Source organism: Paenibacillus gyeongsangnamensis (assembly GCF_027533625.1).
GTDB lineage: Bacteria > Bacillota > Bacilli > Paenibacillales > NBRC-103111 > Paenibacillus_G > Paenibacillus_G gyeongsangnamensis.
On the sequence record NZ_JAQAGZ010000006.1, the window covers coordinates 270,087 to 291,926 of the forward strand.

General features: G+C 58.3%; 16 protein-coding genes. 14 read left to right on the forward strand and 2 right to left on the reverse strand.

The features are described from left to right. Positions 1-29: 29 nt before the first annotated feature. Positions 30-380, reverse strand: a complete 351-nt coding sequence (locus tag O9H85_RS11730) for an iron-sulfur cluster biosynthesis family protein (protein WP_269881537.1) — start codon at positions 378-380, stop codon at positions 30-32. Between the two features lie 120 nt (positions 381-500). Here O9H85_RS11730 and O9H85_RS11735 point away from each other — a divergent pair, with 120 nt between their 5' ends. Continuing rightward, positions 501-2,021 (forward strand): carboxypeptidase M32, encoded by a 1,521-nt coding sequence (locus O9H85_RS11735; RefSeq protein ID WP_269881538.1) that lies wholly within the window; start codon positions 501-503, stop codon positions 2,019-2,021. 334 nt (positions 2,022-2,355) lie between these two features. Here O9H85_RS11735 and O9H85_RS11740 read toward each other — a convergent pair whose 3' ends face one another. Further along, positions 2,356-3,411, reverse strand: coding sequence for a hypothetical protein (locus O9H85_RS11740; RefSeq protein WP_269881539.1), 1,056 nt, complete (start codon positions 3,409-3,411; stop codon positions 2,356-2,358). Positions 3,412-3,566: 155 nt separating this feature from the next. Here O9H85_RS11740 and O9H85_RS11745 point away from each other — a divergent pair, with 155 nt between their 5' ends. The 13 genes from O9H85_RS11745 to O9H85_RS11805 all read left to right on the forward strand — a co-directional run bounded on the left by O9H85_RS11745 (position 3,567) and on the right by O9H85_RS11805 (position 21,831). Continuing rightward, entirely contained in the window at positions 3,567-4,583 is a 1,017-nt protein-coding gene (locus tag O9H85_RS11745) for an ABC transporter substrate-binding protein (RefSeq protein WP_269881540.1), read from the forward strand. A gap of 66 nt (positions 4,584-4,649) precedes the next feature. Continuing rightward, on the forward strand, positions 4,650-5,435 hold the full coding sequence (locus tag O9H85_RS11750; protein WP_269881541.1) for an ABC transporter ATP-binding protein: 786 nt from the start codon (positions 4,650-4,652) through the stop codon (positions 5,433-5,435). After that, complete coding sequence (locus tag O9H85_RS11755; RefSeq protein ID WP_269881542.1) at positions 5,432-6,280, forward strand: ABC transporter permease; 849 nt, start codon at positions 5,432-5,434, stop codon at positions 6,278-6,280. Before O9H85_RS11750 ends, O9H85_RS11755 begins: the two co-directional genes overlap by 4 nt. Positions 6,281-6,638: 358 nt before the next feature. Further along, entirely contained in the window at positions 6,639-7,598 is a 960-nt protein-coding gene (locus tag O9H85_RS11760; protein WP_269881543.1) for an aromatic acid exporter family protein, read from the forward strand. Positions 7,599-7,702: 104 nt separating this feature from the next. Beyond that, entirely contained in the window at positions 7,703-8,266 is a 564-nt protein-coding gene (locus O9H85_RS11765; RefSeq protein ID WP_269881544.1) for an outer spore coat protein CotE, read from the forward strand. Positions 8,267-8,433: 167 nt separating this feature from the next. Beyond that, on the forward strand, positions 8,434-10,152 hold the full coding sequence (locus O9H85_RS11770; protein WP_269881545.1) for a putative amidoligase domain-containing protein: 1,719 nt from the start codon (positions 8,434-8,436) through the stop codon (positions 10,150-10,152). Between the two features lie 108 nt (positions 10,153-10,260). Further along, a complete protein-coding gene (gene mutS, locus O9H85_RS11775; protein ID WP_269881546.1) occupies positions 10,261-12,945 on the forward strand; it encodes a DNA mismatch repair protein MutS in 2,685 nt (894 codons plus the stop codon). Between the two features lie 44 nt (positions 12,946-12,989). Then, entirely contained in the window at positions 12,990-14,456 is a 1,467-nt protein-coding gene (locus O9H85_RS11780) for a S41 family peptidase (protein ID WP_269881547.1), read from the forward strand. Positions 14,457-14,471: 15 nt separating this feature from the next. After that, on the forward strand, positions 14,472-16,421 hold the full coding sequence (mutL, locus tag O9H85_RS11785) for a DNA mismatch repair endonuclease MutL (protein WP_269881549.1): 1,950 nt from the start codon (positions 14,472-14,474) through the stop codon (positions 16,419-16,421). 317 nt (positions 16,422-16,738) lie between these two features. Next, positions 16,739-17,521, forward strand: a complete 783-nt coding sequence (locus O9H85_RS11790; RefSeq protein WP_269881550.1) for a class I SAM-dependent methyltransferase — start codon at positions 16,739-16,741, stop codon at positions 17,519-17,521. Next, positions 17,515-18,492: a tRNA (adenosine(37)-N6)-dimethylallyltransferase MiaA gene (gene miaA, locus O9H85_RS11795; RefSeq protein ID WP_269881551.1), complete on the forward strand. Its 978-nt coding sequence runs from the start codon at positions 17,515-17,517 to the stop codon at positions 18,490-18,492. Before O9H85_RS11790 ends, miaA begins: the two co-directional genes overlap by 7 nt. Positions 18,493-18,513: 21 nt before the next feature. Next, complete coding sequence (gene hfq / locus O9H85_RS11800; RefSeq protein ID WP_269881552.1) at positions 18,514-18,756, forward strand: RNA chaperone Hfq; 243 nt, start codon at positions 18,514-18,516, stop codon at positions 18,754-18,756. A gap of 273 nt (positions 18,757-19,029) precedes the next feature. Further along, entirely contained in the window at positions 19,030-21,831 is a 2,802-nt protein-coding gene (locus O9H85_RS11805) for a transglycosylase domain-containing protein (protein ID WP_269881553.1), read from the forward strand. The last annotated feature ends 9 nt before the right edge of the window (positions 21,832-21,840 follow it).

The following is a 21,840-nucleotide window of genomic DNA, read 5'->3' on the forward strand; positions in this document are numbered from 1 at the left end:
TTCTCTGGGTCGGATAGGTTTATCTTTCTTTAAAGGGCATGGGAGTTGACCGATTCCCGCTTGTCGATCAGACTCATATGAGCGTTGTAGATTTGTCCGCTGCTCTTCAGCACGAAGCGGAGTCCTTCCGGGATGTAATCCACCGTCATGCGTTCCTCGAAATACACTTCGTGTTTCTTATCCATCAACACCTCGTAAGGGCTGCCTTCCATCCGAAGATCCTGTTTCTCAGCCTGGTCCACAAGCCATAAGGTCGGAACACCGTTGACCGCACACCCGCAGCCCTCCGTATCGAAAGCCAGCTTCAGCATTCCCTGATGTTCCGCTCCCCAAACCTTTGCGATTTCTTTCTCAGCCGTTTCCGTAAATGAGATTTGCACCGCGATCCAACTCCTTCCTGCAGAAACTTTTCGTATCCTTCTTATTATGTGGTTATTTGCTTCTGTTTTCAAGACGAAGTATGATCGAAGTAATCCGATTCAGGAAAGGGGCATGCCAAAGTGACAACGGCGAACTGGGAAAGCAAACTGAAGGAGTTCAAGCAGTATCTGAAAAAAATGAAGAGCTACGAGGAAGCGATTAGCCTCATCTATTGGGATATGCGCACCGGGGCGCCGCGCAAAGGGCTCGCTTCGCGCTCCGAAGTCGTCGGCGAGCTGTCCGCCGAGCAGTTCCGGATGTCCGTCTCCGATGAAATGGGCGATTATTTGCATTATTTTTCTCAGCCGGAAATTTACGGGAAGTTGGGCCGGATCGAACGCCGCATCGTTAACGAAGGCTTGAGGGACTACGAACGGAGCAAAAAAATTCCCCCCGCCCTTTATCAGGAATATGTCGTCCTTACGTCGAAATCGGAAGCGGCGTGGGAGGATGCGAAGCATTCGGGCGATTTTCCGGGCTTCCAGCCGTACTTGGAGAAAATCGTCGAGTTCAACAAGCAGTTCATCGAGCTGTGGGGATATGAAGGACACAAGTACAACACGCTGCTGGATTTATACGAGCCGGGCATGACGGTTGCTAAGCTGGATGAGGTGTTCGGGGCGCTGCGGGAAAAGGTCGTACCGCTGCTCGGTGCGATCGAGGCTTCAAGCCATAAGCCGGACACATCGTTCCTGAAGCAGACATTTGATGTCGAGAAACAGAAGGCGTTCAGCTTATACATACTGAAGCAAATGGGTTACGATTTCGAAGCGGGGCGGCTGGATGAAACCGTTCACCCGTTCGCTACCGGGCTGAACCCCGGCGACGTGCGGATTACGACACGCTACCTGAAGGATGACGTGAACAGTGCCCTGTTCGGGACCATTCATGAGGGCGGCCATGCGCTTTACGAACAGAACTTGTCGGAGGAGTTGATCGGTACGCCGCTCTGCACCGGGACTTCCATGGGCATTCACGAATCGCAGTCCCGCTTCTGGGAAAATATGGTCGGTCGCAGCCGTCCGTTCTGGAGCCGCTATTTCGGGGACTTGCAGCGTAATTACCCCGGGCAGTTCGACTCCGTGACGGCGGAGCAATTTTACCGGGCTACGAATGAGGTGAAGCCTTCGCTCATTCGGATCGAAGCCGACGAGCTGACCTATAACCTGCATATCATGGTCCGTTACGAAATCGAGAAGGGACTCTTCAGCGGAGACATCCGGGTGGCCGATCTTCCCGAGGTATGGAATGCCAAATACCGGGACTACCTGGGCATCGAGCCGTCGAACAACGGGGATGGGGTACTGCAGGACGTGCATTGGTCGGGCGGCTCGTTCGGGTATTTCCCGTCCTATGCGCTCGGGAACATGTACGCGGCGCAAATCGCAAACACGATGCGCAAAGAGCTTGGCGACGTGGACGGATTGATTGCGAATGGCGAGCTGCTGCCGATCAAGGCGTGGCTGACGGAGAAGATTTATCAATACGGCAAGTCGCTTAACCCTACGGAGATTATTACGAGCGTCACAGGCGAAGAACTGAACCCGGAATATCTGGTGAAGTATTTGACGGAGAAATACGCCGATATTTACAAGCTTTAATCGTTGGGATAGGAAGACCGAGCCCGGTGGCGGGCTTGGTCAGGCTGCCCTAGAAACCCATGAAATAGAGAAATCTGCATTGGTACTCCGGTGGGGTATCCCCTTCCGGCCGCTGTTGTTACCCGTAAAATTTTCAATTTATTCGCTTGTGCAACGGTCATTTTCCGATAACAAAGGCGGACGCTATCGCTCCTACAGGGGATACCCCACCTACCACCTTTGCATTTTTCTACTTATCCGGGTTTCTCGTCAATCTGACCAAGCCTTGAACCGGGTTGGTCTTTTTGAACTGGAAAGTACCGATTCAAAACCGAACGACAAAAATCGGCACTCCTTACTGCACGGCTTTAGCTTCCAGCACGTCTAGAACCTTTCTCAAAGCATCCAGCGCCTGGAGCTCCGCTGCTTTGGCTTCATGCAGCAGGCTCAAAGCGGCATCGCGGAGCGCCGGATCGGCCAGGTCGCCTCCCTTTGGGAAAGGAAGCCGCTGCCGCAGCAAGAGCCACGCCCGGAAGCTGTCCAAGAAGAGCTTCGACGCATCCAGCATCGTAAGCTGAAGAGCATGATCCTGCAGGGACATGCAGTGCGTCAGACCTGATTTCACGAAAAAATCTACCAGACGCTTCCAGGAAGAAGTTATCCATAAGAGATTGTAGGTGATGAAGAAGGGATGAGCACGGCCCGAGGCGACGGCGTTGATCCAGACATCGATGGCAGGAGTCCCGGTCCGCTTGTCCGGTGCCGGCCGGACAGACCCTTCCATCAGCCGGATTCCGGTCTGCAAGGCGTTTCGCTGTGCGGTACGGTACGATAAATCCTGTTCGTTCGTATACCGGGTAACGTTTAAGTGAGGCTGAGGGCCGCGGGGCTTCAAGGTCATGACGAACAGCTCCGGACCGATAGGCCTTCCGTTGCACGGCCCGCGGCCGAACTGCCCATAGGCGAGCTCTCCCCCTTGACGCGCGTTAATATCGTGGATGGATAGCGTTTGACGCTCGTCATCGTAACCATAGATCAAGCCGTGCTCGTAGTTGTCCAAATTCCAGCCTATCGCAGGCAGGCCCCTGTCGATACTGTCGCGGACCCGCGATAACGCGTCCGCCGTCGTTTCTTCCCTCCAAGGCTCGCCGTGCATGTTCCCTCCGAGCCATTCCGCGTCGAAGCCGAGCAGCGCCAATCCGCCGCGCAGCAGCTCCCCGTCGCCGAAGCCATTCATCGGCCCGAGCGTATCGTCGGCATCCACCAAAAATCCTTGTCCCGTGTAGAACAGCACATCCTCCAGCGAATAGCGGTCGCCCGCATACCGGGACACGCCGTAAATAGCCATGGCCAGTGAATTGTAGCAATCGTTCCAATTCATCCGGGGGACGGAAAGCACATTAGCCTTCATGAAGGTTCCACCTTTACCAATTGTTGATTTCCAAATATTGTAACTAATGCAAATTATATACGAATAAACGTTCGTGCGCCATCCTTTTTTTCACCAAACCGTGGGCGGGCGCATACCCTATCCTAAGTGAAGAATGGATGAGGGGGGACTGGCCCATGGGAATAAAACATAGAGCGGCTTTGCTGCTCGCCGGCGTGTTGGCTGTAACTTCCGTCTTGGCCGGATGCGGCTCCAAAGGGACGGGCGAGACAACCAAGGTAAGAATCGGTGAAGTGACCCGATCGATATTCTATGCACCGGAATATGTTGCAATCAACAAAGGCTTTTTCAAGACTGAAGGGCTCGATGTGGAGCTTACGACGACACCGGGCGGTGACAAGACGATGGCTACGCTATTGTCCGGCGGGATTGATGTAGCGCTGGTGGGGGCGGAGACTTCGATTTACGTATCCCAGCAAGGAAGCGACGATCCCGTCATCGACTTCATGCAGTTGACGCAAACGGACGGTACGTTCCTTGTCGCCAGGAAGCCATTGCAAGGAACGTTCGACTGGTCCGTACTGAAAGGCACCACATTCCTGGGCCAGCGGAAGGGCGGCATGCCGCAGATGGCCGGTGAATTTACGCTAAAGAAGCACGGCATAAACCCGCAGAAGGACTTGAACCTCATACAAAATGTCGAGTTCGCCAATATACCCACCGCTTTCGCATCGGGCACCGGGGAGTACGTGCAACTGTTCGAGCCTCAGGCGACGATGTTCGAGAAGCAGGGCAAAGGCTATGTGATCGCCTCCTTCGGGGTGGAGAGCGGCAAGCTTCCGTATACCGTGTTTATGGCAAAGAAAAGCTTCATCGATAAAAACGCGTCCTCAACGCAAAAATTCGCCAACGCCGTGCAAAAAGCTCAAAACTGGGTGCAAGCGAGCAGCGTAGAGGAGATCACCGACGCGATTGCTTCCTTCTTTCCGGACACGGATAAAGACATTATCAAAGGGGTCGTCAAGCGATACAAAGAGCAGGGCTCCTTCGCCACCGACGGCATCATCGACGATGCGGAATGGAACAATCTGCAGGATGTGATGCAGGCCGCAGGGGAGCTTCAGAAGCGGGTGGAGCCGAAACAGCTGGTGGATAACCGGTTTGCGGAGAAGGCCAAACAATCGGTCAAGTAATTCTGCAGCAGGGAGAGAGCGCGGAAAGAAACGCTTTCTCTTTCTTGCACCTTAGGAGGGACGGGTATGAGCATGGTGGAGCTGGAGGACGTCTCCCAAGTCTATGTGAACGCCAAGCGGGCTTATGTGGCGCTGGAGCAAATCCGTCTGACCGTAAACCCGGGCGAATTCGTAAGCTTGATCGGTCCGAGCGGCTGCGGAAAAACGACGCTGCTGTCGGTTGTCAGCGGCTTGCTGCCGCCGACCTCGGGAACCGTCAGGATCGCGGGCGAGACGATTTGGAAGCCTACTCCAAAGGTTGGATATATGCTGCAGCAGGACTATTTGTTCCCGTGGAGGACGATCCGGGAGAACGCGTTGATCGGGCTGGAGCTGCTCGGAAGGCTCGATGCCAAGTCGCAGGAGTATGCCGATGAGCTGCTAAGCGAGATGGGGCTGGCCGGTCATCGGGACCGGTACCCGCATCAGCTGTCGGGCGGCATGAGGCAGCGCGTCGCGTTGGTACGCACACTGGCGACCGAGCCGGAGCTCCTGCTGCTCGACGAGCCGTTCTCCGCGCTCGATTACCAGACGAAGCTGCAGCTGGAGGATCTGGTGGCTTCCATGCTGAAGGCCCGGGGTAAAACGGCGATTCTGGTTACGCACGATATTAGCGAGGCGATCGCCATGAGCGATCGGATTATCGTGCTCCGGCCGAATCCCGGACGTATCCGCCAGGAACTGGAAGTGCCGGAAAGCATCCGTCAGGCGCTTCCGCTCGAAGCGCGGGAGAAGGAAGGCTTCCACGAGCTGTTCAGGCAGCTGTGGGGAGCGTTCGAGACGGAGGAAGGGAAAGGAGGGACGGACGAATGAGCATTCAATCCATTTTTGACGAGACAAGGGAAAGTCCGGCGGGCACGAAGGCGCTGGCGGAACAGGTGCTCTCCGATTACCGGGCACGGGAGCGGAGGACGGCCATGGCCGTGAGGGGTGTTCAGCTGATCTTGCTTGTCGCGTTCATGGGCCTCTGGGAGCTGGCCTCGAGGCTGAAATGGATCGACAACCTGCTGTTCAGCTCGCCGAGCCGGATATTCAAGCTGCTGTATGCGAAATGGATGGACGGCTCCTTGGTCGTTCACATCGGAGTAACGCTATGGGAAACCGTGATAGGGTTTGTGCTCGGAACGGTATTCGGAACGCTGGTTGCCGCAATCATTTGGTTCTCTCCGTTCCTGTCCCGCGTGCTCGATCCTTATATCGTCGTACTGAACAGCCTTCCCAAGGTGGCGCTCGGCCCGCTATTTATCGTAGCCCTCGGGCCGGGGATGCTTTCGATTATCGCAACGACGCTCTCAATCACGGTCATCATTACGATTCTGGTCGTATATAACAGCTTTCGGGAGGTCGACGCCAATTTGCTGAAGATCGTCCGCATTTTCGGCGGAGGCCGGACCGTCGTGTTCCGCAAGGTTGTGCTGCCGGCGTCGTATCCGACGATCGTATCGACGCTCAAAGTCAATGTCGGGCTCGCTTGGGTAGGCGTGATCGTCGGGGAATTTCTCGTCTCCAAGCAGGGGCTGGGCTATTTGATTATATACGGCTTTCAAGTATTCAACTTCTCTCTTGTCATCGGAAGCGTGCTGATTATCGCGGTGGCGGCCGCCGTCATGTATCAGCTGGTTGCCTTTCTGGAAGGGAAGCTGATCGAGAAAAAATAAAGCACGCCCTAGCGGAGGTCGTGCTTTATTTTTTTGCGGCGCTTCGCACGTCATGAGGCAAAGCGGCCTGCGTAAGCTTAGTTACCTATTCCGGTGGGGTAGGGTCGGACAAGCTCTTCGCAGCAAGAAAAAATCCGCAAAGGGAGGTGTTACGGATGCAGAGCTCTCAGCGGATAGCCTTTGATCGGCAGGGGGAAGCTCCCGAAGGTATCGACCTAGCAGGTGCGGTGAGAAGGTGCAGTGCGGACATGACCTGCCCGATCCGGCTCATGCGCCGGTTGTCGAACGGTGTAAAAAACGCTAAGATGAGGTTACATCCTAACCCAACTTCATTTTTATTCAAGTAGAGAGGTCGAATATGGGAATTCGCATTATTAAAACCGCGCTGGCCGTCCTGGCCGCCATCTATCTCTCGACCGCGCTGCAGCTGCATTCGCCCAACTCTGCGGGGCTGCTCGCCATTCTTGGCGTCGATGTCACCAAGAAGAAGAGTCTCCGCACGTCCTTTCAGCGGATTGCCGCTTCGCTTGTCGGGCTCCTGTTCGCCGCAGGGCTGTTCTGGGCGCTCGGCTTTCATGTTTGGGTCATTGGCCTGTTTATTCTGTGCTTATATCCGGTGCTCAGCCGGTTGAATCTAAAGGAAGGCGTCGTCACGAGCTCCGTCGTCATGTTCCATGTTTACGCGGCGGGACAGCTGTCCGCCGACATGATGCTCAACGAAGTCGCGCTGCTGCTGTTGGGGCTTGGAACGGCCACGCTGATTAACCTGCTGTATATGCCCAGCGAGGACAAGCAGCTTACCGAGCTGCGCGGACAGGTGGAGGAGCTGTTCTCCCGCATTTTCAAAGAAATCGGCATGAGCTTGAGGGACACCGCTTACGTCTGGAGCGGCATCGAATTGATCGAGGCGGAGGACGTGCTGGCCGCCGCACAGAAGGCCGCTCACCGCTTCAGCGAGAACAGCCTGCGTTCCGGAGGCACCATGTGGTCCGTTTACTTTTATATGAGGAAACAGCAGCTGGAATCGATCGAGCATATGATGCAGCTGGTCTCTCAGGTCTACGAGACGCTGCCTCACGGCGCCAGCCTGGCGTCCGTGTTTGAAGAGCTCAGCAGGGACGTCAAGGTCCCTTATTATACCGGGCGCTCGGAAAAAAGATTAAGTGAGCTGGAGCAAGAGTTCAAGTGCATGCCGCTCCCCGCTTCACGAGAGGAGTTCGAGGTCCGTTCGGCCTTGCTGCAGCTGATGGTGGAGCTGCAATCTTACCTCGCCGTAGCCAAAAAAGAGAAGCGCCCCTTGCCGGAACGTTCCTCTTAATCCATCCTAGGCTATAAATTCCGCGCGCCCAAAAAAAGTTATCACACTAGACGAATGTCCTGCATACAAATGTAATGAATGATTGTATGGAGGAGGTTAGAAGGATGTCATTAGATAAAGATTTGCAGTGCAGAGAGATCTATACGAAGGCTGTCTGTGGCAAAGGACGCAAATTTTCGCAGGTAACAAACACGGTCACTCCGCCTCATGCTCCGACCAGTATTTTGGGTGCTTGGATTATCAACAACCAATATGATGCGGTGAAGTCGGGGGAGAACGTGGAAGTAGTAGGTACTTACGACATCAATATTTGGTATTCTTACGACAAAAATACCAAAACGGATGTGGCGAAAGAAACGATTTCATACGTCGAGGTTGTGCCGCTTCACTATTTGGATAAAAGGCATAAGTCGTCGACTGCCGAAGTGTCGGCCGTCGCTACCCAGGAACCGAACTGCGTGGAGGCCAGCATCTCTTCCCACGGAGATGAAGTCCGGATCCGCGTAGAGCGGGAGTTCAAGGTAGAAATGCTCGCAGAAACTAAGGTGTGCGTGGTGGTATGCCCGAACGGCTGCGAAGATTCAGACGACAAGCATGTCGATTTCGACGGCGTGGACGGAGACTTCGAAGACCTCGACCCGGATCTTCTGGACGAAGAGCTGAACTGATTTCTACTTTCAGTATATGCCAGGTTTCCCGGTTCGGCAGAGGGCGTCAGCCCTCTTTTTTGTTTACGCCGGTTGTCCGGGGCAAAATGGGCGAATAACGTACAGCTGTGCTTTAAAGTGGCCCTGGCTGCAAAACGAATATTAGCGTGAAGGAGGGCATCAGCGATATGAGAGCCTTTCTGCTGCATTCCAACGAGGAAACGGTCCAGCTGCTGCTGGACCGGCTGCGGATGGCCAGCGGCTTGAGCCTGCCGCACAAAGGCGAGCGCAGATTTGTCATTCATTGGGGCGTTTATCAGCCGGATACAGACGAGGGGGAGAGACTTCAGCCCGTCAAGCATGCGGTCCTGGCCATGAACAGGGCACGAGCCTCGCAGCTGCTGCGTCTGCACGGCATCGAATGCTCGTTCGACGAGCCGGAAGCGGAATCGGTGCGCAGCTCTGCTATAGCACGGATTCTGCGGGCGAAGGTTCCGGGGACAGACCAGGGAACGGAGCCCGTACGCCAAGTCGCGGCGTGGATTCCGTCGAAGGCGGGACGGGAGACCGGGCAAAGGAAGCCGGGAGGGCGGGAAAACGGTACGGCCGGCCATCCTTTCGGGAACGAAACGCAGGCCGGGATGTCCCCGTCCTTGACTCAGATGCAGCAGCCGCCGATGCCCCGGGAGACGGCGGCAATACATACGGCCATACCGACCGCGGAAGGGACCCATCCACAGGAAGAACGGTGGTCGCACGAGTATCTCATCCCGGTCTTTCATTTGGAGGCGCTCTCGCTGTTTCATAGAGACTTCCCCGTCTACTATACGGGCAGCGCGCCGGCCGGCGTTCGGGTGCCGCCGCCGGAAAAGCGGGAGTTCGCCGAGATCGGCAAGGAGCAGCCGAATTATTATGCATCGAAGGCGATGAGAGAAGCGCTGAAAGCGGTATACGCGCTCGGTCTCGATTATGCGGTTGTCAGGCTGGGTGTACGTCCGGACGGAACGATGGCGGTCCGGGAGCTGCAGCCGGTACCGGTGCTGACGCCGCGGTTGGCCGAGCTGTTCGCGGAGGCGATGGACCGGTTCGATGACGAGCTCGCAGAGGAGGAAGCTGCCGGGAAGCGCGAGGTCATGCTCGGGGCGGATCCGGAATTTTTGCTGCTGAACGAACGGGGCAAGGTGATCTTCGCCTCGAAGTATGCCGAGAAGGAAGGCCCCTTCGGCTGCGATGCGATCGTGCTGCCCGGCCACCGCAAAATATTCCCGCTCGCCGAGCTTCGGCCGCGTCCGAGCACGGATGTAAAGCAGCTCATCATCAATCTGCACCGTACGATGCAGCTGGCCGCAAGGCAAATCGGCGATTCCGGGCTCAGCTGGGTTGCCGGAGGCATGCCTGTCCGCGGCTTTCCGCTCGGGGGCCACATCCACTTCAGCGGCATTCGTCTCAGCAGCGGACTTCTCCGGGCGCTGGACAACTATTTGGCCCTGCCGCTGACATTAATCGAGGATGCCTCAACAGGAACCCGCAAGCCGCGGTATGGGTTCCTCGGCGACTTCAGGAGACAGCGGCACGGCGGCTTCGAGTACCGGGTGCTTCCGAGCTGGATGGTTTCGCCGTTGGTAACGAAGGGCGTGCTGGCGCTGGCCAAGCTGATCGCCGGGAACTACCGGGAGCTGCCGCGCCGTCCGCTGGAGGAGCCGGAGGTGCAGCGGGCGTACTATCAAGGGGTCAAAGCGCGGATCCGCCCGCTGCTCGGCGCGCTCTGGCGCGATTTGGAGAAGCTGCCGGATTATGCGCAGCATGAAACTTATCTGAGGCCGCTGCGGCGCATGATGCTGCAGATGCGTTCCTGGAAAGAGACGGAGGACTTCCGGCCGAAGTGGAAAATATCTCCCTTCCAATAGAAGGGAGGTGTTCCGCTGCGTTTCATGCTATAATATTTTCATAGTTTCGGAGATGGGAATGAACATACATAAAACTCCGGGGAACATGTTGCTGCTGGGGGATGAAGCATGGCCAAATATACGCCGATGATCGAGCAGTACCTGGCCGTCAAGGCGCAGGTACAGGACGCTTTTTTGTTTTTTCGCTTAGGCGATTTCTATGAAATGTTTTTTGAAGACGCGGTGAATGCGTCCCGTGAGCTGGAAATTACGCTGACCGGACGGGAGGGCGGCGCCGAAGAGCGCATTCCGATGTGCGGCGTACCCTACCATTCGGCGGAAAACTATATTGCCAGGTTGATAGAGAAGGGCTATAAAGTCGCCATTTGCGAGCAGGTCGAGGATCCCGCGGAAGCGAAGGGTCCCGTCCGGCGCGAGGTCGTTAGGATCGTGACGCCCGGAACGGTGATGGACGCGAGATCGCTTAGCGAGAGCCGGAACAATTACATCGTTTCGGTCAGCTATTCGGGCGGCGGCTACGGGCTAGCCGCCTGCGACATTTCTACCGGAGAGCTGTACGTCACCCGGCTGGACGGGTCGTTCGAGCTCCTGCTGGACGAGCTCAACGTATACGGCCCTTCGGAGCTGCTCGGCTCGGAAGCGCTGCTGGAGCAGCTCCGCAGCGGTTCGGCGGCATGGCTGAAGTCGGCGGTCATGACCCCGAGAGACGCCGCCGCCGGAGCGGGAGGGCTTGCGCCGGAAGGCCATTTCGCGGACAGCGAGCTGGCCCGTCTGCCCGAGGGCGGCCGCGAGACGGTCGCGCTTCTGATGGGCTACCTGCTGGAAACGCAGAAGCGCTCCCTGTCGCATATCAAGCATATCCGTGTGTACGAGCCGAGCCAGTACATGATCATGGACCCGTTCACTCGCCGCAATCTCGAGCTGACGGAGACGGTCCGGGACCGCTCGAAGAAGGGAACGCTGCTCTGGCTGCTGGACAAGACCGTGACCGCCATGGGCGGGCGGCTCCTCCGCCGCTGGATCGAGAAGCCGCTGATGAATGCGGAGCATATTCAGGACCGCCTGGAGGCGGTGGAAAGGCTCTATCATCAGCTTATTCTGCGCGACGAGCTGAAGCAGGCGCTGCGCGAGGTGTACGATCTCGAGCGCCTCACGGCGCGCATCGCTTACGGCAGCGCGAACGCGCGCGATCTCGTCGCGCTGAAGAGCTCGCTGCAGCAGGTGCCCCAGCTGCAGGAGCTGTGCGCGTCGAGCGGCTCCGCGACGCTCGCGAGGCTGGCGGCACGGATCGATCCGTGCCGGGACCTGTACCAGGCGATCGCGGAGCGCCTGGTGGACGAGCCCCCTGTCTCCGTGCGGGACGGGGGCATGATCCGGGCGGGCTGGAACGCCCGCCTCGATACGCTCCGCGAAGCCGGCGCAAACGGCAAGCAGTGGCTGGCGGAGCTGGAGAAGCAGGAGCGCGAGCGGACGGGCATTAAGTCGCTGAAGATCGGCTTCAACAAAGTATTCGGCTATTATATCGAAATCAGCAAGGCGAACGCCGGCTCGCTCGAGGAAGGACGCTACGAGCGCAAGCAGACGCTGGCGAACGCGGAGCGCTTCGTCACGCCGGAGCTGAAGGAGAAGGAAGCGCTCATCCTCGAAGCGCAGGAGTCGATGATCGATCTTGAATACGATTTGTTCGTGGAGCTGCGGGACGAGCTGTCCGCGCATATTTCGAGGCTTCAGCAGCTGGCTGAATTGATCGCAACCGCCGACGTCTACCAATCGCTGGCACAGGTCAGCGCATCGAACCGGTACGTCCGGCCGGAGGTCGGCGAATTCTATGACCTTCGGGTCGAGGAAGGCCGGCATCCGGTTGTAGAGGCCGTGCTGGAAGACGGTGTATTTATTGCCAACGATTCGGTGCTGGCACAGGACGAAGGGAGCATGCTGCTGATCACGGGCCCGAACATGGCGGGCAAAAGCACCTACATGCGGCAGGTGGCCATTGTGTGCCTGATGGCGCAGCTCGGCTGCTTCGTTCCGGCGAAGAGCGCCAAGGTGCCGATCGTCGACCGGATCTTCACGCGCATCGGCGCTGCCGACGATCTGATCGGCGGGCAGAGCACGTTCATGGTCGAGATGATGGACATCCAGGTGATGACGGAGAAAGCGACGCCGAAGAGCCTGGTTATCATCGACGAGCTCGGCCGGGGCACCTCCACGGGCGAAGGCATGGCCATCGCCCAAGCGGTCATCGAATTCCTGCACGATCGGAAAGGCTGCAAGACGCTGGTTTCGACGCATTTTCACGAGCTGGCGCATCTGGAGGACAGCTTGTGCCAGCTGCGCAACTACCGCATGGCGGTGAAGGAAAGCGGCCAGCAGGTTACGTTCCTCCGGAAGCTGGTGCGCGGCGCGGCGGATACGAGCTATGGCATTTACTGCGCCCAGATCGCCGGACTCCCGTCCAGCATCATCGACCGCTCATATGAGCTGCTGCTGGCGTTCGAAGCCCGAGGCGAGGTGCAGCAGGCGGAGCGGGAGACTGCGGCGGCGCAGCAGGCTGAAACCGTTCCTGTAGAAACGGCTTCAGCAGCGGCTGTCCCGCCAGCGACCGCCTCGGCCCCGGCTCCGGTAGAGCAATTAAGCTTGTTCGCCGCCATGGAAGAACCGGCGGTGAGGCCCGCGAAGCGCGACGCCAAGGGCGAGAAGGTACTGGAGCAGCTGCGGGCAGCCGATTTGATGAACATGACGCCGATGGCGGCGATGAATCTCATTTTTGAATTGAAGAAGCACTTGTCCTGAACAAGGACGATCCGAATAGAGCAATCAAGGGAGAGAAACCGTTTATGAAGAGAAAAAAGCTGCGCCCCATCTGGCGTAAAACCGTCTCCGCGGCGCTTGCGCTGACGCTGCTGCTGCCCGTATCGGCACCGGCATGGGCGGCCGACACGGCTGCGGCCCCGGCCGGAAGCATGGCTTCCGACCGCGTGAAGGAAGTGCTGGACCTGCTTGAAAAGAATCACGTAAGCGCCCCGTCGGCGGACAAGCTGTCCGATACGGCGATTAAAGCGATGCTGGGGACGCTGAAGGATCCGTACACGGACTATTTTACCGATGAAGAGCTGAAGCAGTTCACGAGCTCGATCGAAAATCAATACGTCGGAATCGGCGTCCGCATCATGTACCAGGAGGACGGTGTTTACATAGCGGAGGTGTTCGACGGTTCGGGCGCCAAGGAAGCCGGCATTCAGCCGGGCGATCTGATCGTCGCGGTCGGCGGCGAGAGCGTGGCTGGCCAGAAGCTGGACGCCGTCACCCCCAAAATTCTCGGCAAGCCGGATACGACGGTCGATCTGACGATCCGGCGCGACGGCGTGGACAAGCCGCTGACGGTCAAACGGACGAAGGTGCAAATTCCGACGGTTGTGCGCAAGCTGTTCCAGCCGGGGATCGGCTATCTCAAAGTGACCTCGTTCTCGAGCGATGCGGGCGCGCTGACCTCGCTGGAGCTGTCGGCGCTCAAAGCGCAGGGCATCAAGAGCCTGATCGTCGATCTGCGCGACAACCCGGGCGGCCTGCTCGATTCGGCTCTGAGTATCGCCAAGCTGTTCGTCAAGGAGGGCGTGCTCATTCATACGAACAACCGCAACAACGTGGACGAGCCGGTTAGCTTCAGCGGCGGAACCACCCAGAACATCCCGGTCTATTTCCTGGTGAACGAGAACAGCGCCAGCGCGTCCGAGGTGCTCACCGGGGCGCTGCAGGATTACGGCGCGATCAAGGTGATCGGCACGAAGACGTTCGGCAAAGGCAGCGTGCAAAACTTATTCCCGCTGAAATCCGGCGGCGCGATCAAAATCACGATTGAAGAATATTTGACGCCTAAGCTTCGCAAGGTGAACAAGGTCGGCCTCGAGCCCGATGTGAAGGTGGATGGGGCGGTGCCGCAGCTGATCGAGGCGCTGCGCCTGGCCGGCGCGGATCATTTTGACGTGACGCTCGATCGCAGGAACGTGAGCGTGAACGGGCAGAGCGTGCAGGATTTGTTCGAGCTGGTGCGCCAGAACGGGCATACGCTTGCCCCGGCCCGCCTGCTTGGGGAACTGGTCGGAGGACAAGTCGTGTGGAACGAGAGCTCGCGTACGGTTCAAATCGTATCCAAGGACGGAGCCGTGACGTATACGCCTTCCGGCGACGCATTCCTTCTGAAAGACGGAACGAGCTATGTGGATTTGGCTTCCTTCCAGCAAACGTTCGCTCAATTGAGTTGGACCGACGACGGCACGAAGGCTACGCTGAGCGTGGGGTCCTGACCGGGAGGCAGCGCGATGGGAATCATTAACGTTCTGGACGAGCATATCGCAAACCAAATCGCGGCAGGGGAAGTGGTCGAGCGGCCGTCCTCCGTCGTGAAGGAACTTGTGGAGAACGCAGTGGACGCAGGCGGGACACGAATCGACGTGGCGATTGAGGAAGGCGGCCTGTCGCTCATTCGCGTAACGGACAACGGCGCGGGAATGGATGCGGATGATTGCGAGACGGCCTTCTTCCGCCATGCGACGAGTAAGCTGGCAAGCGCGCAGGACTTGTTCGCCATTCGGACGCTCGGCTTCCGCGGAGAAGCTTTGCCGAGTATCGCGGCCGTCGCCAAGGTCGAACTGACGACCTCGCCCGATTCGAGCGGGCTCGGCAGCCGCATCGTGATCGAAGGCGGGAGCATCCGCACGAAGCAGGAGACGAATGCGCCGAAGGGTACCGACATCGCCGTACGGGAGCTTTTCTTCAACACGCCGGCGCGGTTGAAATATATGAAGACGATTCAAACGGAGCTCGGGCACGTGACGGATTATATGTACCGGCTTGCTCTGGCGCATCCGGGGATCGCTTTTACTTTGAAACATAACGGCAATGTGCTGCTGCAGACGCTCGGCAACGGCGACCTGCTGCAGGTCATAGCGGCGATTTACGGCACCGCCACGGCGAAGAGCATGCTGAAGATTGAAGGCGAGTCGCTGGATTATCAGCTCTCCGGCTATATCTCGAAGCCGGAGCTGACCCGGGCGAACCGGAATGCGGTGTCGACGGTGATCAACGGCCGGTATATCCGCAATTTCGGGCTCGTGCACGCCCTGCTTCAGGGCTACCATACGCTGCTGCCGGTGCACCGCTTCCCGGTAGCCGTGCTGCATCTGCGGATGGACCCGACGCTGATCGACGTGAACGTGCATCCGGCGAAGCTGGAGGTGCGGTTCAGCAAGGAGCAGGAGCTGCTGCAGCTGGTTGAGCGCGAGGCGCGCGAGGTGCTGGGACGCCAGCGGCTTATTCCGGCGGCGGGGCAGCCTGCCGCTGCGAGGCCGCCGCGCGAGGCGGTCGTACAGGAGCAGCTCGCGCTGTACCGGCCGCAGGCGGCCCAGCCGGCGGAGCCAACGGGCGCCGGCGTCCCCGCGGAGCGGGAGGCGCGGACCGCTCCGTGGCCGCCAGCGACAGGCAGCGCGGCCAAGCCTGCTGCCGAAGCGCCGTGGCCGCGCACCGACGCTACGGCACGGCCCGGTCCCGCCACGGACCGCGTGCGCGAGACGGCACCCGCGGCAGCGACCCGGCCGGCGGCGAGTCCGCGCGAGACGGCCGCCGCCGCCGGAGCGCTGCTGCGCTCGCTCGCGCCTGCGGCCGAGGAAGCGCCCCCTGCGCTGCCGGCGTTCCCGAAGCTGCACCCGATCGGGCAGCTGCACGGGACCTACATCGTGGCGCAGAACGAAGAGGGCTTGTTCCTCGTCGATCAGCATGCCGCGCATGAACGGATCAATTACGAGCATTACTACGAGCTGTTCGGCAAGCCGGCCGAAGCGAGCCAAGTGCTGCTCGTGCCGATCACGCTGGAGTTTACGGCTTCCGAGGCTTCTCGCCTAACCGACAAGCTGCCCCAATTGGAGCAGGCAGGCGTGGAGCTGGAGCCGTTCGGCGGTTCCTCGTTCCTCGTCCGTACATACCCGCATTGGTTTCCGGCCGGTGAGGAGCAGGCGCTCATCGAGGAAATGATCGAATGGCTGCTTGGCGAGCGCAAGCAGGTAGACATCGGGAAGCTCCGCGAGAAAGCGGCGATCATGTGCTCCTGCAAAGCGTCGATCAAGGCGAATCAGAACATGGGGACCCTGGAGATCGAGACGCTGCTGGACAGGCTTGCCGCCTGCCGTAATCCTTATACTTGTCCGCACGGCAGGCCGATCGTCGTCAGCTTCTCCACTTACGAGCTCGAGAAAATGTTCAAGCGCGTAATGTAATAAAAGAATGTTTCGCCGTTTCCTGGCAGGCTGCCGGGTCCAACCGCCCTCGGAATGTTTCCGACGGGCGGTTTTGTATTTGTATAGTTGCTTATAAAAACGGAAGTGCACAAGTAAGGCGTACAACCGATGCGGAGTGCTGCCGCGACCGCATTAGGAGCTGAATCGCAACAGGCAAACACAGCCGGCTTCCGTCATGGCTCGCTTCATAAAATTTGCAGTAGGGGGCGTAGAACTGATAAAATGCAAAAAGGCCGTATAGTGTGAACCTGTTTGCCGCAGCCTATCCGGCCTTCTTAGAAGCATAATTAAAAAGGGTGATCCTGTTGTTTGTTACCACCTCCTACGATCCCTCCGACAGCCAGCTGTCCGAAGCGGCCGCACTCGCCCGCAAGCTGGGCGGACGCTTTATCCAGCGCCGGCGCATGACGCTGGCTCAGCTGAGGCAGCGGTTCGGGGACGAGGATATTTTGCTGCTCACCAAGGATCGCATGGAGTATCACCATGAACTGAGACTGCCGCTGTTTTTTCACCCGAGCACGGCGGCGGTCCGAATCAAGCGGCTCCGAAACGGAGAGAAGGATCCGCTGCTGCAGCTGGCGGGCATCGGCCCCGGCGACCGCATCGTGGACTGTACCGCAGGGCTTGGCTCGGATGCGATCGTCTTCTCGTTCGCTGCCGGGCCGGAAGGGGCCGTAACCGCGATCGAGAGCGCCTCTATTCCAGCATTCTTGCTGCAGCAGGGACTTCGGACTTATCATTCGGAGGTTCCGGGACTGGATGAAGCGATGCGGCGCATCGAAGTGCTTCAGAAGGATCATGCGGAGGTGCTTAAGGCGATGGAGCCGGGCAGCTGCGACGTCGTTTATTTCGATCCGATGTTCCGGCAGCCGATTACGGAATCGAGCTCGATCAAGGCGATTCGCGGGTTGGCCGACGATCGGGCGCTGAGCCCCGAATCCGTTGCGCTTGCGCGCAGAGCCGCCCGGCGCGCCGTGATCCTCAAGGAGCACCGCGATTCAGCCGAGTTTGGCCGACTGGGCTTCGCCGAGGTGCACCGCTCCTCGACCAAAATCGCATACGGGGTGATTCGATGCTGACTACCGACACCGGCTCCGGCCTAAAGCCGAAGCCGAAGCTCCTTGTGCTCGTCGGTCCGACGGCCGTCGGCAAGACCAAGCTCAGCCTGAAGCTTGCGCAGGACCTTCAGGCCGAGATCATCTCCGGCGATTCGATGCAGGTTTACCGCGGAATGGATATCGGCACGGCGAAGGCTTCGCCCGAGGAGCTGGCAGCCGTACCGCATCATATGATCGATATCCATGAGCCGGATCACCCGTTCTCGGTCGCGGAATTCCAGGAGCGCTGCATCCGCTTGATCGCGGAGATCGGCGCGCGGGGGAAGCTTCCTTTTATCGTGGGCGGAACGGGGCTGTACATCGAATCGGTTTGCTATGATTTCCAGTTCAGCGAGGGAGGGATGGACGAAGCGTTCCGGGAGGAGCAGCGGCTGTATGCGGAGACGCACGGAGCGGAGGCGTTGCATGGGCGGCTGCGGGAGGTTGATCCGGAGACGGCGGAACGGCTGCATCCGAACGACCAGAGGCGGATTATTCGCGCACTCGAAATCGCTCACTTGACCGGCGAACGGCTGTCCGACCAGCTGAAGGTACAGAAAAAAACGACCCCTTACGAATTGTGTATCGTCGGGTTGACAATGGACCGAGATTTACTATATAAACGTATTGAAGACCGAATTGATCTGATGATCGAGCAAGGTCTGGTCGATGAAGTCCGCGGGCTGCTGGATCGCGGCTACAGCACTGATTTGGTTTCCATGCAGGGTCTGGGCTATAAGGAGATTGCCGCCTATTTGACGGGGCAGGGCACGCTGGAGGAAGCCATCCTGCTTCTAAAGCGGGACACGCGCCGATTCGCCAAGAGACAGCTCTCCTGGTTCCGGCGAATGAAGGATATCGAGTGGGTGGACGTCAGCGATTTGGCAAATTTTTCTACCCACTACGAAGAAGTTCGTGCTATAATAGCAGGAAAGCTATCACCTGACCGTTAACCATTTTTGAGGGGGCCCATAATGAACAAGACGATCAACATTCAGGACACATTTTTGAACCAGCTGCGCAAAGAAAACATTCCAGTGACCGTATATCTTACGAATGGGTTTCAAATCCGCGGCGTCATTCGCGCTTTTGACAACTTCACGATCATTATAGACAGTGAAGGCCGTCAGCAAATGGTGTACAAGCATGCGATTTCCACCTTCACACCGCAGCGTCCGGTATCTCTGATGCAGCAGCAGCAGGAGAGCGGCGAGTAGTCGGCGGCGAAGCGTTAACGGTACACGCTCAGGCAAGGAGGCTTGGAGCAACCTTTTCGCATTCCGGCACGTCTAAATGAATACAACTCCAAAAGAGCAACCCGCACTCGGGTTGTTCTTTGTTTAAGAAGTGAGGAAACGCTAAGTTTTATTCAATTTGTCGTTTCCTATGATCCGTGCCATCATTTTACTGTTTAGGGAATCGCAAGTTCAGGTTAATATTCGCAAGGAGAATGTTCGTTTGAGGACAGAGAAGGGAGAGGGAGTCGGAGAATGGCAGGAAACGGCGGAAGGACACCCGGAACACCCGTGAAACCCCCGGGATCGCAAACGAAGGAGAAGAAACCGACTGCAGGGAAGAAGAAAAAGAAATCGAAGGTTACGGCAGGCAAAGTACTTGCCTGGACTTTTGTGGCGGCCGCGCTGGCGGCGATCTGCGCCATGGGCGTTTATATTTTCATCATCATCAACGGTGACCGTATTCTAAAGCAGAATATCGATAAGCTCAACCTCGATGAAGGTTCCATTGTTTATGATGCGAACGGCGCCGAGGTCGCTACACTGGCCGCCGAGAACCGGGAAGTGGTCGATGCTTCGCAAATTCCGGAACGTTTGAAGCAGGCTTTCATTGCTACGGAGGATCGCCGCTTTGAGGAGCATACCGGGATCGATTTCCTTGGTATCGGCCGGGCGCTGGTGAAGGACGTGGTGGCTCGCAGCATGGTGGAGGGCGGAAGCACAATTACTCAGCAGCTGGCGAAGAACGTGTTTCTGAGCGCGGATAAGACCTTTTTCCGGAAAGGAACGGAAATGTCCATTGCCGTAGCGCTGGAGCACCAGTATAAAAAGGATGATATTCTTGCCTTGTACTTGAACCGGATTTTCTTCGGGAACCGGGCTTACGGTATCAAGGCCGCATCCAAGAAATATTTTGGCATATCGGATTTGAACCAGCTGAAGCTGTGGCAGATGGCGACGCTTGCGGCCATGCCGAAGGCGCCGAACACGTACAACCCGATCTCGAATCCTGAGAAGGCGAAGGAACGCCGGGGTGTCGTACTGAAGCTGATGCAGGAGCAGGGATATATTACGGAGGCCGAACGCGCCGAAGCGGCGGCCGTGGACTATTCTCCGCCTCCGAATGCGACGAATAACAGCTCTTATCAAACCTATGTCGACTACGTCCTGCGCGAGGCCCAGGACACATATAAGTTCGAAGAGGATGATATTTTGCGGAACGGGTACAAGATTTACACCAACCTTGACCCGAACGCTCAGAAAATTATGGAACAAACGTATGCGAACGATAAGTTTTTCCAGAAGGACGGCCCGCAGCAGAAGATGCAGAGCAGCATGGTCATTCTGAACAACAAGGACGCCGGGATCGTAGCGATGATCGGAGGACGGGATTACGTGGCCCGCGGATTAAACCGCGCGACGCAGCAGCCGCGTCAGCCGGGCTCCTCCTTCAAGACGCTGATCGCCTACGCGCCGGCACTGGAATCGGGCAAATTCACTCCTTACAGCCAGCTTCCGGACGAGGAACGGACGTACCCGGGAGGATATGCTCCGCGCAACTATGACGGCGTATACCGCGGCTCGGTCGATATGTTCGAGGCCATCAAGCGGTCCATCAACGCACCGGCGGTATGGCTGCTGAATGAAATCGGGGTGAAGACCGGTACTCAATTCGTGAGCAAGCTGGGCATTCAGCTGGATCCGCAGGATAATAACCTCGCGATCGCACTCGGCGGTCTGACCAAGGGCGTGACGACGATGCAGATGGCGCAGGCTTACAGCACTTTTGCGAACAACGGTTACATGAACACGGCTCATGCGATCGTCAAGATCGTGGACAGCAGCGGCAAAGAGGTGGCGGCCTATAAAACCGAGCGCAAAGCGCCGGTGATGAGCGCGAAGACCGCATGGTACATGACGCAGCTGATGCAGGGTGTCGTTGAACCGGGCGGCACGGGAACCGCAGCCAAGTTCGATCGTCCCGTCGCTGGCAAGACAGGCTCGACGCAGCTTGATTTGAAGGGTCTTGAGAAGTACAACCGCGATCTCTGGTTCGTCGGCTATACGCCGGAATGGACGGCTGCGGTATGGATGGGCTTCGACAAGACCGATTCGAAGCATTACGTCTCGATGAGCAGCGGCGCACCGGCGGCGATCTTCCGCGAGGTCATGTCTAAGTCGCTGGCGAAGCGTCCGATGACGTCGTTCCAAAAGCCGGACAGCGTTCCGGATGTTACGGAGAGCAAGCCGCAGCCTCCGAAGTCGATCGGCGATCTGAAGGCCGAATATTTGAAGGAAAAACGCACCGTGCATCTGTCCTGGAGCCCGGTAGGGGACAACGTCACCTATCAATTGTTCCGTAAAGGAAGCAAAGATAAGGACTTCCCGGCAGCACCGATGCTTACAACGGCGTCAACGGACGTCAATGACATCACCGCGTTCAATCCGGATATGTACCAATATGTCGTCGTTCCGCTGAACGGGGATGGAACCGCGGGTGCACGCTCGAACGTGGTCGAGGTGACGGTCGGGCCGGATAACGGATCGGTCGATCCGTTGCATCCCGGGCAGCCGGGCAACGGCCAAGGTCAAGGCCAAGGTCAAGGCCAAGGCAAGCCTGACCCGAATAACCCGCAGCCCGGGCTGCCGGGGCAAGGCGGGAAGCCGGGCGCCGGAGGAAACGGTACCGGCGGTCCTGGCTCAGGTGCCGGCAACGGCGGTACGGGTAACGGAAACGGCGGAATCGGCACGGGTACCGGCGGGAACGGCAGCACCGGCAAGCCGGGGACGGGAAGCGGCGGCGCCGGAGGCAGCGGCAACGGCGGAAACGGCACAGGCACCGGAGGAGCAGGCAGCGGGTCGGTCGGCACGGGAACAACGCCGGGTCAAGGCGGCTCAACGCTGCCGGGAACGACCGTACCCGGAGGCGGCGGTCTCGGAAGCCCTGCCGGCGGGACTATCGGTGCCGGAGACGCAGGCGGCAATCCGGCGGGCTCTTCTGCAGGCAATGGGGCCGGTACGGCACCGGGAGCGGGTACGCCTGCAGGAACGCGTTGACAAACGGGA

What these genes read in the sequence shown, in the direction of transcription:
- O9H85_RS11750 (WP_269881541.1), top strand. Translation starts at nt 4,650, where the DNA reads ATGAGCATGGTGGAGCTGGAGGACGTCTCCCAAGTCTATGTGAACGCC.
- hfq (WP_269881552.1), top strand. Translation starts at nt 18,514, where the DNA reads ATGAACAAGACGATCAACATTCAGGACACATTTTTGAACCAGCTGCGC.
- O9H85_RS11755 (WP_269881542.1), top strand. Translation starts at nt 5,432, where the DNA reads ATGAGCATTCAATCCATTTTTGACGAGACAAGGGAAAGTCCGGCGGGC.
- O9H85_RS11740 (WP_269881539.1), bottom strand. Translation starts at nt 3,411, where the DNA reads ATGAAGGCTAATGTGCTTTCCGTCCCCCGGATGAATTGGAACGATTGC.
- O9H85_RS11765 (WP_269881544.1), top strand. Translation starts at nt 7,703, where the DNA reads ATGTCATTAGATAAAGATTTGCAGTGCAGAGAGATCTATACGAAGGCT.
- O9H85_RS11805 (WP_269881553.1), top strand. Translation starts at nt 19,030, where the DNA reads ATGGCAGGAAACGGCGGAAGGACACCCGGAACACCCGTGAAACCCCCG.
- O9H85_RS11760 (WP_269881543.1), top strand. Translation starts at nt 6,639, where the DNA reads ATGGGAATTCGCATTATTAAAACCGCGCTGGCCGTCCTGGCCGCCATC.
- miaA (WP_269881551.1), top strand. Translation starts at nt 17,515, where the DNA reads ATGCTGACTACCGACACCGGCTCCGGCCTAAAGCCGAAGCCGAAGCTC.
- O9H85_RS11745 (WP_269881540.1), top strand. Translation starts at nt 3,567, where the DNA reads ATGGGAATAAAACATAGAGCGGCTTTGCTGCTCGCCGGCGTGTTGGCT.
- O9H85_RS11770 (WP_269881545.1), top strand. Translation starts at nt 8,434, where the DNA reads ATGAGAGCCTTTCTGCTGCATTCCAACGAGGAAACGGTCCAGCTGCTG.
- O9H85_RS11780 (WP_269881547.1), top strand. Translation starts at nt 12,990, where the DNA reads ATGAAGAGAAAAAAGCTGCGCCCCATCTGGCGTAAAACCGTCTCCGCG.
- mutL (WP_269881549.1), top strand. Translation starts at nt 14,472, where the DNA reads ATGGGAATCATTAACGTTCTGGACGAGCATATCGCAAACCAAATCGCG.
- mutS (WP_269881546.1), top strand. Translation starts at nt 10,261, where the DNA reads ATGGCCAAATATACGCCGATGATCGAGCAGTACCTGGCCGTCAAGGCG.